We start from the raw sequence: 14567 nt of genomic DNA on the forward strand, positions 1-14567 counted from the left end.
CCAACTTGCTTCGATATGTTATTGAGAGAAAAGTCCTTTTCGACAACGCTTAAGGTATAGCGAGCGGACCTGCTTTTACATAATAACGATATCGAGGTGAGTGCCATGCCTGACTACAAAGCGCCTTTACGCGATCTTAAGTTTGTTACCGAAGAAGTATTAGGTCTTCATGATCACTATGCCAGCTTAGCCGGCGCCGAAGAGGCAACACCTGATATGGTGGACGCTATTTTGGAAGAAGGGGCGAAGTTTGCTGAGCGCGTACTGGCGCCGCTTAATCAGCTGGGTGATCAGCAGGGCTGTCAATTTAAAGATGGCATTGTCACGACACCTGATGGCTTTAAAGAAGCTTACCAGCAGTATGTCGAAGGCGGCTGGCCATCACTGTCTCATGCTGAAGAGATGGGCGGTCAAGGGCTACCAGAATCCCTTGGTATGATGGTCACCGAACTCGTCGCGACGTCTAACTGGGCGTGGAGCATGTACCCAGGTCTTAGCCATGGCGCCATGAACACGCTGGAGCTTCATGGCACCGAAGCACAGCAACAAACTTACCTTACTAAACTGGTATCAGGGGAATGGACCGGCACTATGTGTCTGACTGAGCCTCATTGTGGTACCGATCTTGGTATGCTCAAAACCAAAGCTACGCCCAATGATGACGGCAGTTATCGTATCTCTGGGACTAAGATCTTTATTTCGGCAGGTGAGCATGATATGGCCGATAATATTGTTCATATCGTTTTGGCACGTTTGCCTGATGCGCCGGCTGGCACCAAAGGTATCTCCTTGTTTATCGTGCCTAAATTCAAAGTCGCTGACGATGGCTCAGTCGGCGAGCGCAATGCCGTGCACTGTGGCTCGATTGAACACAAAATGGGGATTCATGGGAACGCCACCTGTGTCATGAACTTTGATGACGCTGAGGGCTTTTTGATTGGGCCGCCGAACAAAGGCCTCAACTGCATGTTTACCTTTATGAATACCGCCCGTCTAGGGACCGCGTTACAAGGGCTTGCCCACGCCGAATGGGCGTACCAAAACTCATTGGCATATGCCAAAGATCGTCTACAAATGCGCGCTTTGTCGGGTCCTAAAGCGCCTGAAAAAGCGGCCGATCCCATCATAGTACACCCAGATGTGCGCCGTATGTTGCTGACGCAAAAAGCCTTTGCTGAAGGCGGTCGCGCGCTGATCCATTATTGTTCAATGCTGGTGGATACCGTGAAGTCAGGGCCTGAAGAAGAGCGTGAGCAGGCGGAAACTTTATTGTCGTTATTGACTCCAATAGCCAAAGCCTTTTTGACCGAAACCGGATTTGAGGCGGCCAACCATGGCTTACAAGTCTATGGTGGTCATGGTTACATTGCCGATTGGGGTATGGAGCAAAACGTACGTGATAGTCGTATTGCCATGCTTTATGAAGGCACCACGGGGATACAAGCGCTCGATCTATTAGGCCGTAAGGTGCTGATGAGCCAAGGGGAGACACTTAAGGCGTTTACCAAAGTCATTCATAAATTTTGCCAGGCCAACGAAGATAATGACGCCATTGCGCATCTGATCAAACCACTTAATGCACTGAATAAAGAGTGGGGTGAGATCACCATGCAAGTTGGCATGAAGGCAATGAAAGATCGCGAAGAAGTGGGTGCTGCATCCGTCGACTATTGTATGTACTCAGGCTACGTCACCTTGGCGTATTTCTGGGCACGCATGGCAGTAGTAGCGCAGCAAAAACTTGAACAAGGCGATGCAGATGCGGCGTTTTACCAAGCCAAGCTGCATACCGCTGCTTTTTATTTTGAGCGTATTTTGCCGCGTACCAAAGGCCACGCTCAGATGGTATTGGCCGGAGCTGAAAGTTTAATGGCCATGGACGAAGCGCAGTTTTTTAATCGTTAATCGTGAAGGAGAGTGCTATGAGTCAAGTGAAAACCATTTTTGAAACCATGGTCGCGCGTTTTGATGCCACGGCAGCTGGCGATATCAGTGCTATATTTCAATTTGAGATAGACGATGCCAGTGCGCACTACATTGTGATTGACGAAGGAGCATGTGAACTCGGCGAAGGGGAGCATGATGATCCAACGGTAACCTTAGGTATGGATAGCGACACCCTGAAAGAAGTTATGTCTGGCGAAGTAGATGGCATGCAAGCCTTTATGCAGGGTAAAATTCGAGCTGATGGCGATATGATGTTGGCAACGAAATTAACGCAAATATTTCCGACCCCATAGGCTTACACAAATAGACCAGAGTAAGCTTTAGTTATCTCCATATAATGACAATAACGGAGAAGTTTTATGCTGAATAACAGTGACATATCATCCGGTAACGCACCGGGAAGCTATGTGCCGGATGAGCTAAACCCAAAAGGGTTTCATTCGGTGCTGGATATTATGCATGATGCCAGCAAACGATTTGCCGATTTGCCGGCCTTTACCAGTGTCGGACGCACGCTTACTTATCGCGAGTTGAAGCAAAAAGCCGATGCGTTTACAGCTTACTTGCAGCAGCATACCGACCTGCAACCAGGTGATCGGATTGCGGTTCAGCTACCCAATGTTATTCAGTTTCCGATTGTTGTTTATGGTGCCATGCAAGCAGGCTTGGTGGTGGTCAACACCAACCCGCTGTACACGCCGCATGAGCTGGAGCATCAGTTTAACGATGCCGAGGTGAAAGCGGTGGTAGTGTTCGCCAATATGGCAGCCAATGTCGAGAAAATCCTCGAAAAGACGTCGATTAAGCATGTGATCGTGACCGAAATTGCCGATTTACACAGCCCAGTTAAGCGCCTACTGATCAACTCGGTCGTCAAATACGTCAAAAAACTCGTGCCAGCTTATTCGTTGCCGCAAGCGGTTGCGTTTAACAAGGCGCTGGAGCTTGGCAGCCATCATGCCGCACAGATTGCTGAGCTGAAGCTTACCGACTTAGCTGTCTTACAATACACTGGCGGTACCACAGGTGTGGCCAAAGGGGCCATGCTGACCCATGCCAACCTTATTTCTAACATGCATCAACTCAAAGGTCGTCTGGATCATCTTTTAAACGATGGTGAAGAAGTCTTTATTGCGCCGTTGCCTTTGTATCATATCTACGCCTTCTTGATTCACGCCATGACGCTGGTTGAGTATGGTGCGCATTCTATTTTGATCCCAAACCCTAGGGATTTGCCTGCCTTTGTTAAAGAGCTAAAGAAATGGCGTTTTAGCGGCTTTATTGGCTTAAACACCTTGTTTGCAGGGCTCTGTAACCGAGAGGACTTCAAAAGCGTCGACTTCTCTGGCCTAAAACTAACGGCATCCGGTGGCATGCCGCTGACGCATGCGGCTGCCGAGCGTTGGCAGGAGATTACAGGGGGCGCCGTCACTGAAGGTTATGGCCTGACTGAAACCTCACCAGTGGTTGCCTTCAATCCAGTTGGCGAAGAGCAAATCGGCACGATCGGTCTAGCCGTTGCTTGTACCGATATCAAGATCCTTGATGATAACGGCCAGTCGTTACCCAATAATGAGCCTGGCATGCTATGTGTGCGAGGACCACAGGTGATGCGTGGCTACTGGCAACGTGAAGCTGCCACGCGCGAAGTCATGACCGACGATGGCTTTTTGATCACCGGCGATATTGCCGTGCAGCAAGACGACGGTTATCTGCGCATTGTTGATCGTGCCAAAGACTTGATCATTGTCTCAGGGTTTAATGTGTACCCGACCGAAGTCGAGGATGTACTCACCATGCATCCAAGTATCCTTGAGGCGGCAGCGATCGGTATCGAAGATGAAAAAACTGGCGAAGCCGTGAAAGCCTTTGTGGTGTTGCGCGAAGGTGAAACATTGGATCAACAAGCGCTGCACGACTTTTGTCGCGAACATCTGGCTGCTTACAAAGTGCCGCGTCACTTTGAGACACGTCAAGAGCTGCCGAAAACCAACGTCGGTAAGATTCTGCGTCGTGCGCTGCGCGATGAATAAATCCTTGCAGCTTAGCCTGTTTGGTAGTGGTTGTTTGGCCGAGACAGTGTAATACTGTGGCTATCGTCATGCGAGTAGGGGGCTAAGATGTTGCAGACTCATCCAACAACCACAGAATGGATCACTGAGGAGATTGCTAGCGGTATTCAGATATTGACGCTCAATCGGCCCGAGAAAAAGAACGCCATGACGGTCGATATGTATCAAGCACTCAGCGACGCCCTGCATCGCGCGGAGCTGGATGATACGGTGCAAGTGAGCATCCTCACTGGCAAAGGGCCTGATTTCTCAGCTGGCAATGACATCAATGAGTTTCTAGAAATTGCCAATGCGCCTGAGAAAATGGCCTCAATTATGTCTTTTCTACAGGCGATTACCACCTATAAAAAACCTCTTTTTGCCGCCGTCGAAGGGCGTGCCGTGGGCGTTGCTGCCACGATTTTATTGCACTGTGACATGGTGTTTACGGCACGCGATACCCAGCTCATCTTTCCGTTTGTACAGCTAGGGCTCGTACCAGAAGCCGCCTCAAGCTACTTATTACCCAAACTGGTGGGTCATCAAAAAGCCTTTGAGATATTAATGCTTGGCGATCCTGTTTTGGCGCAGGAAGCGCAGCAGCTTGGTTTGGTTAATCATCTTTGTGAAAGTGGCGAAACGCTACATTTAGCGCAAACCTATGCCGAGCGGCTAGCTACGCTGCCTAACGAGGCGGTGATGCTGTCCAAAGAGTTACTCAAGTGTCGCACCTTGGATGACATACAAATGGCCTTAATGCGTGAAGGGCGGATTTTCAAAGATCGCCTCAAATCCCCAGAAGCCAAATCGAAGTTTGAGCATTTTTTAAACCGTTAACAAAACTAGACAAACGGTAAAACTGAACTAAACTTCACCTATTGCTACCGTTTTTTGTGGTAGCGCCTCGGTTTCGCCAACCAAGCAAATGTAATTGCCCTGCTGTTTCCAGTGGGGCTTTTTTTTGCCTTGCTGCATGCTTGATACAAAATGTTAGCAAACCGAGTTCTTTTTGTTATTGAGGATGTTTACCAACTATCTAATCTTAAACAATAACCAATACACACTTGCGTATCCGCGCATGTAGCCGCACGCAAGCACGCCGTAAGGCCCGACAATAAAAAGGTGGAGGCGACTATGAAATTCGAAGGAAAAACGCTTCGAGTGACATCGACCGAAGAAGGAATAGCGACCCTAACACTGGATTTACAAGACAGCTCAGTCAATAAATTCGGTGCTCAGGCGTTAGCGGAGTTAGGTCAAGTGATCACCGAGCTTGGTAGCGATGCCAGCATCAAGGCTTTGGTGATTACGAGCGCCAAAGAGGCCTTTGTGGTCGGTGCAGACATTACCGAGTTTATGGGCTGGTTTAAGTTAGAAGACGATGCTTTGAGCGATAAGTTGGCTCAGACCCACGCCATCTTTAAAGATTTATCTGAGTTGCCTTTTCCGACGGTGGCCGCGATTAATGGTTTAGCGCTGGGCGGTGGCTTTGAGCTGTGCCTAGCGTGTGATTATCGAATCATGGCCGACAATGCCAAAGTGGGCTTACCGGAAACACAGCTGGGCATTTACCCAGGTTGGGGTGGCACGGTGCGCTTGCCACGCTTGATCGGTGCTGACAACGCCTGTGAATGGATCTGCGGCGGTCAGCAAAAGCGCAGTGCTGATGCATTAAAAGATGGTGCAGTCGATGCGGTCGTCGCCAAAGATGCTGTGCTTGAATCCGCCTATGGCTTAGTGCAACAACTGCTGGCGGGTAAGTTTGACTACCGAGCACGACGTGCAGCCCTTAGCGCACCGATGACGTTTTCTCCGATAGAAAAAATGATGGTGTTTGAGTCTGTACGCGGCGTCGTCAAAGGCAAAGCAGGCAAACATTATCCAGCACCAATGGAAGCCATCAAAACCATCGAAAAAGGCATTTTTCAGCCGATCGGGAAAGCCATCGAGACAGAGATCAAAGGCTTTATCAAACTGGCCAAATCTCCCGTGGCGCGGGCACTGGTTGGCTTATTTTTGAATGATCAAGCCGTTAAAAAAGCCGCTGGCAAATATACTAAAACAGCTACGCCGGTAGCGCACGCAGCTGTGTTAGGCGCGGGCATTATGGGTGGCGGTATTGCCTATCAATCAGCGTCTAAAGGTACCCCCATCATCATGAAAGATATTCGCCAGCCAGCGCTAGAGTTGGGGATGAGTGAGGCCAGCAAGTTATTTGGTAAGCAGATCGAGCGCGGTAAATTAAGTGCTGAGCAAGCCATGCAGTCCATGTCTGCGATTACGCCAGTATTAAGCTTTGGCGAATTTGATAAGGTGGATCTAGTGGTCGAAGCCGTGGTCGAAAACCCAAAGGTTAAACAATCAGTATTGGCGGAAGTAGAGCAAGTGATTGACACCAACGCAGTACTAACATCCAACACCTCCACCATTTCCATCAACCATCTGGCCAGTGCTTTACAGCGCCCCGAGAACTTCTGTGGCATGCACTTCTTTAACCCTGTACACCGCATGCCGTTGGTGGAAGTGATTCGAGGGCAGCACACCTCTGATGCGACCGTCGCCAAAACCGTCGCTTACGCTCAGGCGCTGGGTAAAACGCCCATTGTGGTCAATGATTGCCCAGGTTTCTTGGTTAACCGTGTGTTATTCCCATACTTTGCGGGCTTTAGTGCCTTATTAAAAGACGGTGCCGATTATCAAACCGTTGATAAAGTGATGGAAAAATTTGGTTGGCCTATGGGGCCTGCGTATCTATTGGATGTGGTCGGCATCGATACCGCCTACCATGCAGATCAAGTAATGGCGCAAGGCTTCCCAGACCGTATGGGTCACGAAGGTGAAAACGCCATTGATCGCTTCTTTAAGCTTGAGCGCTATGGTCAGAAGAGCGGCAGTGGCTTTTATCAATATGAGACCGATAAAAAAGGCAAACCAAAAAAACTAAACAGCAGTGAAGCGCAAGAGATCGTTCAGAGCTTGCAGGATCAACCATCTGATCTAGACGAGCAAGACATCATTGCGCGCATGATGATTCCACTGTGCATTGAGACCGCCCGTTGCTTAGAAGAGGGCATCGTTGGCAGCGCAGCAGAAGCGGATATGGGGCTTATCTACGGCATAGGTTTTCCTCCGTATTTAGGCGGGGCTTTGCATTACATGGATGAAATGGGATTGGCGGCGTTTTGTGAACTAGCAGACCGCTTTGCCCACCTAGGCAAGCTTTATCAACCAACCGATAGTATGCGTGAGATGGCTGCTAACCAGCGTCGTTACCACACTTATCAATAGCCACGGCTGAAAGGAGCACAACTATGACAATCCATGCTAATGATGTAGTAATCGTCGATGCTATCCGTTCACCGATGGGCAAATCCAAGAATGGTGTCTATCGCAATGTGCGTTCAGAAAACCTGTCCGCCGAATTGGTGAAGGCGCTGTTAACGCGTAACCCTGCGGTCGATCCAGGCACAATCGAAGACTTGATCTGGGGTTGTGTGAACCAGACCCTTGAGCAAGGTTTTAATATGGCGCGCGCCGTGGCTTTGTTGGCGGGTATGCCAGTCACCACTGCCGCTCAGACAGTGAACCGCTTATGTGGCTCATCCATGTCTGCCATTCATACCGCTGCCCAAGCCATTATGACTGGCCAAGGAGATATTTTTGTCGTGGGCGGTGTGGAGCACATGGGACACGTTTCCATGATGCATGGGGTAGATGTTAACCCCGAGCTTTCCAAACACATGGCGAAGGCGTCGATGATGATGGGGGTGACCGCAGAAATGCTGGGCAAAATGCATGGAATCTCTCGAGAAGCGCAAGATGAGTTCGCCATGCGCTCCCATCAAAAAGCCCATGAGGCGACTCAGGCAGGGCGTTTTGATGCCGAGATTATTCCGCTGGCGGGTCACGATGCACAGGGTAACATGATCTTGGCCGAGACCGATGAAGTGATCCGACCTGATACGTCTATGGAGAGCTTGGCGGCACTGCCTACTGTTTTTATGCCACAAGGTGGCACGGTCACAGCAGGTTCTTCTTCTGCGCTGTCAGACGGCGCTGCAGCGCTATTGATGATGTCGGGTGAGCGAGCGCAAGCGTTAGGGCTGACACCGATCGCAAGGGTGAAAAGCATGGCCGTGGCGGGCTGTGACCCTGCAATAATGGGCTATGGCCCGGTGCCTGCAACCAAAAAAGCGCTTAAGCGTGCTGGGTTGAGCATTGAAGATATGCAGGTAGTGGAGCTGAACGAAGCCTTTGCCGCACAATCATTACCGGTGCTTAAGGATCTGAAGTTACTGGATCAAATCGACGACAAAGTGAACCTTAATGGCGGTGCGATTGCCTTGGGGCACCCGTTGGGTTGCTCGGGTGCACGTATCTCCACCACCTTGCTACGTTTGATGCAGCAGCGTGACGCCCAATTTGGCTTAGCCACCATGTGTATTGGCATGGGCCAAGGGATCGCGACCGTATTTGAGCGGGTCTGATGTAACGGCTTGGCAGGTTTTTATTAACATCGACAAAAAGAGTGGGGCGCAAGGCCCCACTTTGTTGTATTGGCTCAATAAGCTCGTAACGGACTAGGCAGCGCTGAGACTGAGCAGAAGCGATTTTAGGAGATGTTGTACTGCATCTGCAGTGCAAAACGTTTTTGGTCGCGCTCTTGTTTTAGGGCGCTCAATTGGCGGTCGGTTTTTGCTTTCGCCAGCAGCACGCCTTGCTCGTCACCGATGGCTCTGGCATCAGCAATGGTCGCTTCATATGAGTCCAATACCTCATCCACATTATCTTGGTACGACTCTTCCAATGCATCTAAAGCATCATGGTAAGCGGTAAAAGTATCTGTGATGTTGGTTTTGAAGGTATAGCCAGTTAGCTCGCCTTGTGCACTGTTGACAGGGCGGTACTGCCAGGTGTGCTCATTGGCAGTGTGTTGGCTTAAGTGATGTTGTAGCGGGGTGCTGGTCGCTTGGCTGAGCGGAACAAAACTACTGTCACAATCCACCTCGCTCGCCTGAGCGGGAGGTTGCAATAGGGATAGCATAAGTAGGGATGAAGCCGTCCCAAGTCGCTTATTACGAATGTTGATTTTCACGCTATCCCTCCTTATTTTAAGTTGTCTGTTATTACCGTATCCACAAACCATCGGCTAGACAATGCAGGAAGTGAGTGTTGCACACTGTTGTCCACTTCCTGCAAAAACCTGCGTTTTTCTTCAAGGATTACGCCACTTGGTTGGCATCTAGGTCGATACGTTTTTCGACTTTATGCTGGTCTTCATTAAGGCCGTGTTTCCAATAGCTAGAGACATAAATGTCTGATTTAGAGACTTCGTCGCGACCTTTAAAGTATTGTCTTAGGGCGCGCATTGAGCTGAATTCACAGGCGGCCCAAACGGCCAAGCTACCGTCTAACCAGTCTAATTGTTTAACATGATTGAGCAGCGACTCGCTGTCAGCGCCAGGTGTGGGATTCACGATCCATTTAATAGTGATGCCTTCGGGCTTGTCTAGCTGCTGGATATCGTCTTCTGACTGGACTTCTAGTAGAGCGTAGCCTTTAGCGTTTTTTGACAGCTGGCCTAGGTTAACACTAATTGCAGGCAAGGAAGTCATATCGCCAATAAATAGATTCCAGTCAGCGGCTTCTGAGGCCAATTTCTTTGGCCCAGGTCCGCCCACTAGAATCTCTTCACCAGGCTGTGCATGCAGCGCCCAGTGACACGCGACACCAGTGTCGCCATGGATTGCAAAATCGATATCGATCTCATCCGCTCTTTGATGGCGAATAGTGTAGGTGCGCATTAAGCGGCCACCGTCGACGGGAAAAATCAGTTTCACGTAGCCACTTTCTTGGTCTTCAGGGAAGTCTTTTAAACCTGCGCCCCCCAAGGTCAATCGCAACATATTAGGGGTGATAAAGGATTTACGAATGACGCTTAGTAATCTTGGCTCTGGCTTAGCCATGATGCACCTCTCTTGTAGGTTTTATATGAGAATGCTTCTCAATTTATATTAGAGAGTGCTTAAAAGCAACGCAACACAGCGTTGCATATTGGTTACCAATACTGGCCCTGAATGCTACGGCATCACTTAGACGCTGGGCACCGAATACGCATCGCTGACATCTTCTACTTGCCAGATCGACAAGTGTTGGCCCTGCTCTTGAGCACTAGAGCGCTCGACTTTAAGCACGGCTCGATTAAAGGCCTTATGAGAGAGGGTGAAAAGCCCATCATGAATGGGGTGAGGAATGATCAATTCGGTAATTTTACAATGTTGAGCCTCTTCAATGCTGATGCCCAAAAGCTCAATAAATCTCGGGTTCGCATGCAGTAGTTGGTCGTATTCATCGCAAAATGCTACACCCACTGTCATGTTATTGAGAAGCGTGTTAATAAGACTTTGCTCGTTTTCAAGCAGTTTAAGGCGACTGCGATAAAGCAAAAATATCACGCCAAAGTTGATGATACCCAACAATAATGCGGCTGCTTGCAGTATACGAATTTGACGAGTTTCATGCTGAGCTTGTTGTTCGATTGCTAGCGCAATACTGTTCATATAGGACAATAGCGCTAGATTTTTTTTAACTAAGGTTTCGTTGAGTTGTAAAAACAGCTTCGGTTGAGGATTAGCCGTGTAAGCAAAGAGCCGCTCGCGGATCGGTTGCCAAATCGCCCAGCTTTCTTGGATCAAATAATAATATGGGCGTGAGGCCATGCTCGGTAGCGTGACTGGCTGATTGCTGGTATCCAACGTGCTGCCACCAGAGCGGAAAGCAATTAAGGTCAAATCAAATAAATGTGCGGTCTGAGCAAGGTTTTCAAGGCGTGCTGCAGAGGCCGCACCTGGCGGTGCTAACAATAGTTCTTTGACCATCTTTTGTGACAGCATACGCTGACGGCCAGCAAGGTTTAATTCAAGGGTTTGGTTTTGTACCCGTTGGGTCAGCCAGAAGTTCAGACCTAGGGCAACGCTGTCAAATAGCAGAAATAATACGATGGCATATAGAATACTGGAGCGCGAGTTGTGCGGGTGCCAGCTCATCCTTGATCTCCCTAACGAATACAGTCTAATGGCCAGTAAGATTAGCCAAAATTATAGTGTAGATGGATTCAAAGAGAGCGGTGTGTTTTTTTGTATGCTTACTGACCAATGTCAGGGCAACTGGCATAAAAAAAAGGGGCCCCGAAGGCCCCTAACGAACAACACACTATCGTTAGTGCGGAACTATTTCCACAAGGGTTTCGCCTGGTGTGACGCGATCCCCTTTGGACACATAAACGCCTGCGACTTTGCCAGCGATCGGTGCTTGAATTTCGGTTTCCATCTTCATCGCTTCAGTGATCAATACCGATTGACCGGCTTTGACCTCATCGCCGACCGCAACGAGTACATCGACAATGTTGCCCGGCATGTTGGTGGTGATATCACCAGGGCCTGAGGCTTTGCCACGTTTGCTGCCACCTGCGATGTTGCCATCGTATTCGTTCAATGACTCGAACAGCACCTCTTCTGGCATGCCGTCCAGTGTTAGGTATACGTGGCGCTTGCCAGACGAATCGCCGCCAACTCCGGTGATTTCTACTTGGTAGGTTTCACCGTGAACATCGATCTTAAACTCTGTTGCCACTGGGCCAGCGGCTTTGGCAGCGCCTGCAGCAGCAATCGGTTCGAGCACTTCAGGAACTAGGGTGCCGGCTTCGCGTTGCTCTAAGAACTGTTTACCAATGTCTTGGAACATGGCGTAGGTCAGCACGTCTTCTTCGCTCTTAGCCAGCGCACCAATGTCTTTACGTAGACGCGCCATTTCAGCGCCTAGGGCATCGGCTGGACGACCTTCGATTGGCTCTTCTGAGCCAATCGCTTTGGTGCGCACGTCAGCGTTAACCGGTGCTGGTGGGTGGCCGTAGCCGCCCTGAAGGTAGCGTTTCACCTCGTTAGTGATGGTCTTGTAACGTTCGCCTGCCAACACGTTCATCACCGCTTGAGTACCGACGATTTGCGACGTTGGTGTGACCAGCGGCGGGAAGCCTAGATCTTCACGCACACGTGGGATTTCAGCGAATACTTCGCGGATGCGATCCAATGCCTGCTGCTCTTTCAGCTGGTTGGCAAGGTTTGACATCATGCCGCCTGGTACTTGGTTGATCTGTACTGAGACGTCTTCTTTAGTGAATTCGCTTTCAAACTGATGGTACTTTTTGCGCACATCGCGGAAGTAATCGGCGATCTCAGTCAGTAATTCAAGATCCAGGCCTGTGTCCCATTGGGTGCCTTTAAGGGCCGCTACTTGAGATTCCGTCGCTGGGTGGCTGGTGCCTGAGGCGAACGAAGAAATGGCCGTATCAATGTGCTCGGCACCGGCTTCGATGGCTTTTAGCTGACACAGTGGCGCTAGGCCTGCCGTCGAGTGGCTGTGCACGAACAAAGGCAAATCGACATTGTCTTTGATGGCTTTGACCAAATCGTACGTCGCGTAAGGCGTTAGCAGACCTGCCATATCTTTAATGGCGATCGAGTCTGCGCCCATGTCTTTTAGGGCTTGGGCTTGCTCAACAAACAGCTCCAAGGTGTGCACTGGGCTAGTGGTGTAGCAGATGGTGCCTTGAGCGTGCTTGCCGGCTTTTTTCACGGCTTTGATGGCGGTTTCAAGGTTGCGCAGATCGTTTAACGCATCAAATACGCGGAAGACATCAATGCCGTTTTCAGCGGCTTTGGCGACAAACGCTTCTACCACATCGTCAGCATAATGGCGGTAGCCTAGTAGGTTTTGACCGCGCAGCAGCATCTGCAGACGCGTGTTCGGTAGGGCTTTGCGTAGTGCACGCAAACGCTCCCAAGGATCTTCTTTTAAGAAACGTACGCACGCATCAAAGGTAGCGCCGCCCCATACTTCAAGAGACCAGAAGCCAACGGCATCAAGCTTATCGCAAATCGGCAGCATGTCTTCGGTGCGCATACGTGTGGCAATCAAAGACTGGTGCGCGTCGCGCAAGATGACGTCTGTAACCTGTACTTTGCTCATTGTGGTTTTCTCCTTAATCTCTTAATTACACGCCCGCATGGGCAGCGATGGCGGCAGCAATCGCTAGGGCGATTTCGCTGGGCGCGCGTTTGTCAGAGTAGTTCAACAGTTCAGGGTGGTTCGGTACGAAGCAGGTATTAAAGAAGCCACTTCTGAACTCTTCGTTTTTCAAAATTTCTTGGTAGTAGTTAGCGGTGGTTTTCACACCCTGTACACGCATGTCGGCCAAAGCTCGAGCGCCACGATCAAGCGCGTCTTCCCAGGTCAGTGCCCACACCACCAGCTTCAGACACATAGAGTCGAAGTAGGGTGGAATGGTGTAACCGGTGTAGATCGCCGTATCGGTGCGTACGCCTGGGCCGCCTGGAGCGTAGTAACGGGTAATACGCCCAAAGCTTGGCAAGAAGTTATTTTTCGGGTCTTCGGCGTTGATACGGAACTGCAACGCGTAACCACGAAACGAAATGTCTTCTTGGCGGTAGCTCAATGGCAAACCAGACGCCACACGGATTTGTTCACGGACAATATCAACACCCGTGATTTGTTCGGTGATGGTGTGTTCCACTTGCACACGCGTGTTCATTTCCATGAAGTAGATGTCGTTGCCGGTGACCAAAAACTCCACCGTACCAGCGTTTTCATAGCCTACGGCTTTGGCCGCTTTGACCGCTAACTCACCGACGTAAGAGCGTTGCTCTGGCGTCAATTGTGGGCTGGGTGCGATCTCAATCAGCTTTTGGTTACGACGCTGGATCGAGCAGTCACGTTCGTATAAATGGATCGCATCGCCTTGGCTGTCAGCCAACACTTGCACCTCAATGTGGCGCGGATCGAAGATGCATTTTTCTAAGAACACTTCAGCTGAGCCGAACGCTTTTGATGCTTCAGAGATGACGCGTGGGTATTGATCACGTAGCTCTTGTTCGCTGTCACAGCGGCGAATACCACGACCGCCACCGCCCGATGTTGCTTTAAGCATCACTGGGTAGCCGATGCTGTTGGCCAGTGCTACGGCTTCGTCGATATCGGCAAGGTTGTCTTCTGAGCCTGGCGTCACAGGTACGCCAGCGGCGATCATGCTTTTACGGGCTTGTGTCTTATCGCCCATCTTAGCAATGACCTCGGCTTTGGGGCCGATAAAGGTGATACCGCGCTCTTGGCAGATTTGCGCAAACTCTGAGTTTTCTGAAAGGAAGCCGTAGCCTGGGTGAATCGCATCACAGCCAGTTTCTACCGCTAAGTTAACGATACGGCGCGCATCGAGATAGCCCGCAAGCGGGTCTTCGCCCATGCTGTAAGCCTCATCCGCACGTTTTACATGCAGTGCGTGACGGTCCGGCTCGGTGAAAATTGCCACCGAGCGGATGCCCATTTCGGCACATGCACGTACGATACGAACGGCAATTTCACCACGGTTAGCAATCAATATTTTCTTCAGCATTTTCTTCTCCATGCGCCCAAATCAAGCATGGCAATTACAGTATTCTAAAGTTACAAAAATAAAAAATTGATATTTTTTTGGTAAACCATAAGCAATCACTT

At 50.0% G+C, this 14567-nt stretch carries 11 protein-coding genes; 6 read left to right on the forward strand and 5 right to left on the reverse strand.

Annotated features, from left to right (window positions below):
- Window positions 1-105: 105 nt before the first annotated feature.
- The 6 genes from JQX58_RS11935 (at window position 106) to fadA (ending at window position 8485) form a co-directional block, all read left to right on the forward strand.
- Window positions 106-1905, forward strand: coding sequence for an acyl-CoA dehydrogenase C-terminal domain-containing protein (locus JQX58_RS11935; RefSeq protein ID WP_204147093.1), 1800 nt, complete (start codon window positions 106-108; stop codon window positions 1903-1905).
- Between the two features lie 17 nt (window positions 1906-1922).
- The gene (locus JQX58_RS11940; RefSeq protein WP_204147094.1) at window positions 1923-2240 is read left to right on the forward strand and encodes an SCP2 sterol-binding domain-containing protein; all 318 of its coding nucleotides are present in this window, start codon (window positions 1923-1925) and stop codon (window positions 2238-2240) included.
- A 66-nt stretch (window positions 2241-2306) separates the two neighbouring features.
- Window positions 2307-3980: an AMP-binding protein gene (locus tag JQX58_RS11945; RefSeq protein ID WP_204147095.1), complete on the forward strand. Its 1674-nt coding sequence runs from the start codon at window positions 2307-2309 to the stop codon at window positions 3978-3980.
- Window positions 3981-4067: 87 nt separating this feature from the next.
- The gene (locus JQX58_RS11950; RefSeq protein ID WP_204147096.1) at window positions 4068-4835 is read left to right on the forward strand and encodes an enoyl-CoA hydratase-related protein; all 768 of its coding nucleotides are present in this window, start codon (window positions 4068-4070) and stop codon (window positions 4833-4835) included.
- Between the two features lie 297 nt (window positions 4836-5132).
- Entirely contained in the window at window positions 5133-7286 is a 2154-nt protein-coding gene (gene fadB / locus JQX58_RS11955; protein ID WP_204147097.1) for a fatty acid oxidation complex subunit alpha FadB, read from the forward strand.
- 23 nt (window positions 7287-7309) lie between these two features.
- A complete protein-coding gene (gene fadA / locus JQX58_RS11960) occupies window positions 7310-8485 on the forward strand; it encodes an acetyl-CoA C-acyltransferase FadA (RefSeq protein WP_204147098.1) in 1176 nt (391 codons plus the stop codon).
- Window positions 8486-8610: 125 nt separating this feature from the next.
- On the opposite strand, the gene JQX58_RS11965 is transcribed toward fadA, so the two are convergent.
- The 5 genes from JQX58_RS11965 to JQX58_RS11985 all read right to left on the reverse strand — a co-directional run bounded on the left by JQX58_RS11965 (window position 8611) and on the right by JQX58_RS11985 (window position 14466).
- Window positions 8611-9093, reverse strand: coding sequence for a hypothetical protein (locus tag JQX58_RS11965; RefSeq protein WP_204147099.1), 483 nt, complete (start codon window positions 9091-9093; stop codon window positions 8611-8613).
- A 127-nt stretch (window positions 9094-9220) separates the two neighbouring features.
- Window positions 9221-9964: a siderophore-interacting protein gene (locus JQX58_RS11970; RefSeq protein ID WP_204147100.1), complete on the reverse strand. Its 744-nt coding sequence runs from the start codon at window positions 9962-9964 to the stop codon at window positions 9221-9223.
- Between the two features lie 126 nt (window positions 9965-10090).
- Window positions 10091-11044 (reverse strand): type IV pili methyl-accepting chemotaxis transducer N-terminal domain-containing protein, encoded by a 954-nt coding sequence (locus JQX58_RS11975; protein ID WP_204147101.1) that lies wholly within the window; start codon window positions 11042-11044, stop codon window positions 10091-10093.
- A gap of 172 nt (window positions 11045-11216) precedes the next feature.
- Complete coding sequence (gene oadA, locus JQX58_RS11980) at window positions 11217-13025, reverse strand: sodium-extruding oxaloacetate decarboxylase subunit alpha (RefSeq protein ID WP_204147102.1); 1809 nt, start codon at window positions 13023-13025, stop codon at window positions 11217-11219.
- A gap of 25 nt (window positions 13026-13050) precedes the next feature.
- Window positions 13051-14466: an acetyl-CoA carboxylase biotin carboxylase subunit gene (locus tag JQX58_RS11985; RefSeq protein WP_204147103.1), complete on the reverse strand. Its 1416-nt coding sequence runs from the start codon at window positions 14464-14466 to the stop codon at window positions 13051-13053.
- Window positions 14467-14567: the final 101 nt, after the last annotated feature.

This window comes from Marinomonas ostreistagni (genome assembly GCF_016888445.1).
GTDB classification, from domain to species: domain Bacteria; phylum Pseudomonadota; class Gammaproteobacteria; order Pseudomonadales; family Marinomonadaceae; genus Marinomonas; species Marinomonas ostreistagni.

What these genes read in the sequence shown, in the direction of transcription:
- JQX58_RS11935 (WP_204147093.1), top strand. Translation starts at nt 106, where the DNA reads ATGCCTGACTACAAAGCGCCTTTACGCGATCTTAAGTTTGTTACCGAA.
- JQX58_RS11940 (WP_204147094.1), top strand. Translation starts at nt 1,923, where the DNA reads ATGAGTCAAGTGAAAACCATTTTTGAAACCATGGTCGCGCGTTTTGAT.
- JQX58_RS11945 (WP_204147095.1), top strand. Translation starts at nt 2,307, where the DNA reads ATGCTGAATAACAGTGACATATCATCCGGTAACGCACCGGGAAGCTAT.
- JQX58_RS11950 (WP_204147096.1), top strand. Translation starts at nt 4,068, where the DNA reads ATGTTGCAGACTCATCCAACAACCACAGAATGGATCACTGAGGAGATT.
- fadB (WP_204147097.1), top strand. Translation starts at nt 5,133, where the DNA reads ATGAAATTCGAAGGAAAAACGCTTCGAGTGACATCGACCGAAGAAGGA.
- fadA (WP_204147098.1), top strand. Translation starts at nt 7,310, where the DNA reads ATGACAATCCATGCTAATGATGTAGTAATCGTCGATGCTATCCGTTCA.
- JQX58_RS11970 (WP_204147100.1), bottom strand. Translation starts at nt 9,964, where the DNA reads ATGGCTAAGCCAGAGCCAAGATTACTAAGCGTCATTCGTAAATCCTTT.
- JQX58_RS11975 (WP_204147101.1), bottom strand. Translation starts at nt 11,044, where the DNA reads ATGAGCTGGCACCCGCACAACTCGCGCTCCAGTATTCTATATGCCATC.
- oadA (WP_204147102.1), bottom strand. Translation starts at nt 13,025, where the DNA reads ATGAGCAAAGTACAGGTTACAGACGTCATCTTGCGCGACGCGCACCAG.
- JQX58_RS11985 (WP_204147103.1), bottom strand. Translation starts at nt 14,466, where the DNA reads ATGCTGAAGAAAATATTGATTGCTAACCGTGGTGAAATTGCCGTTCGT.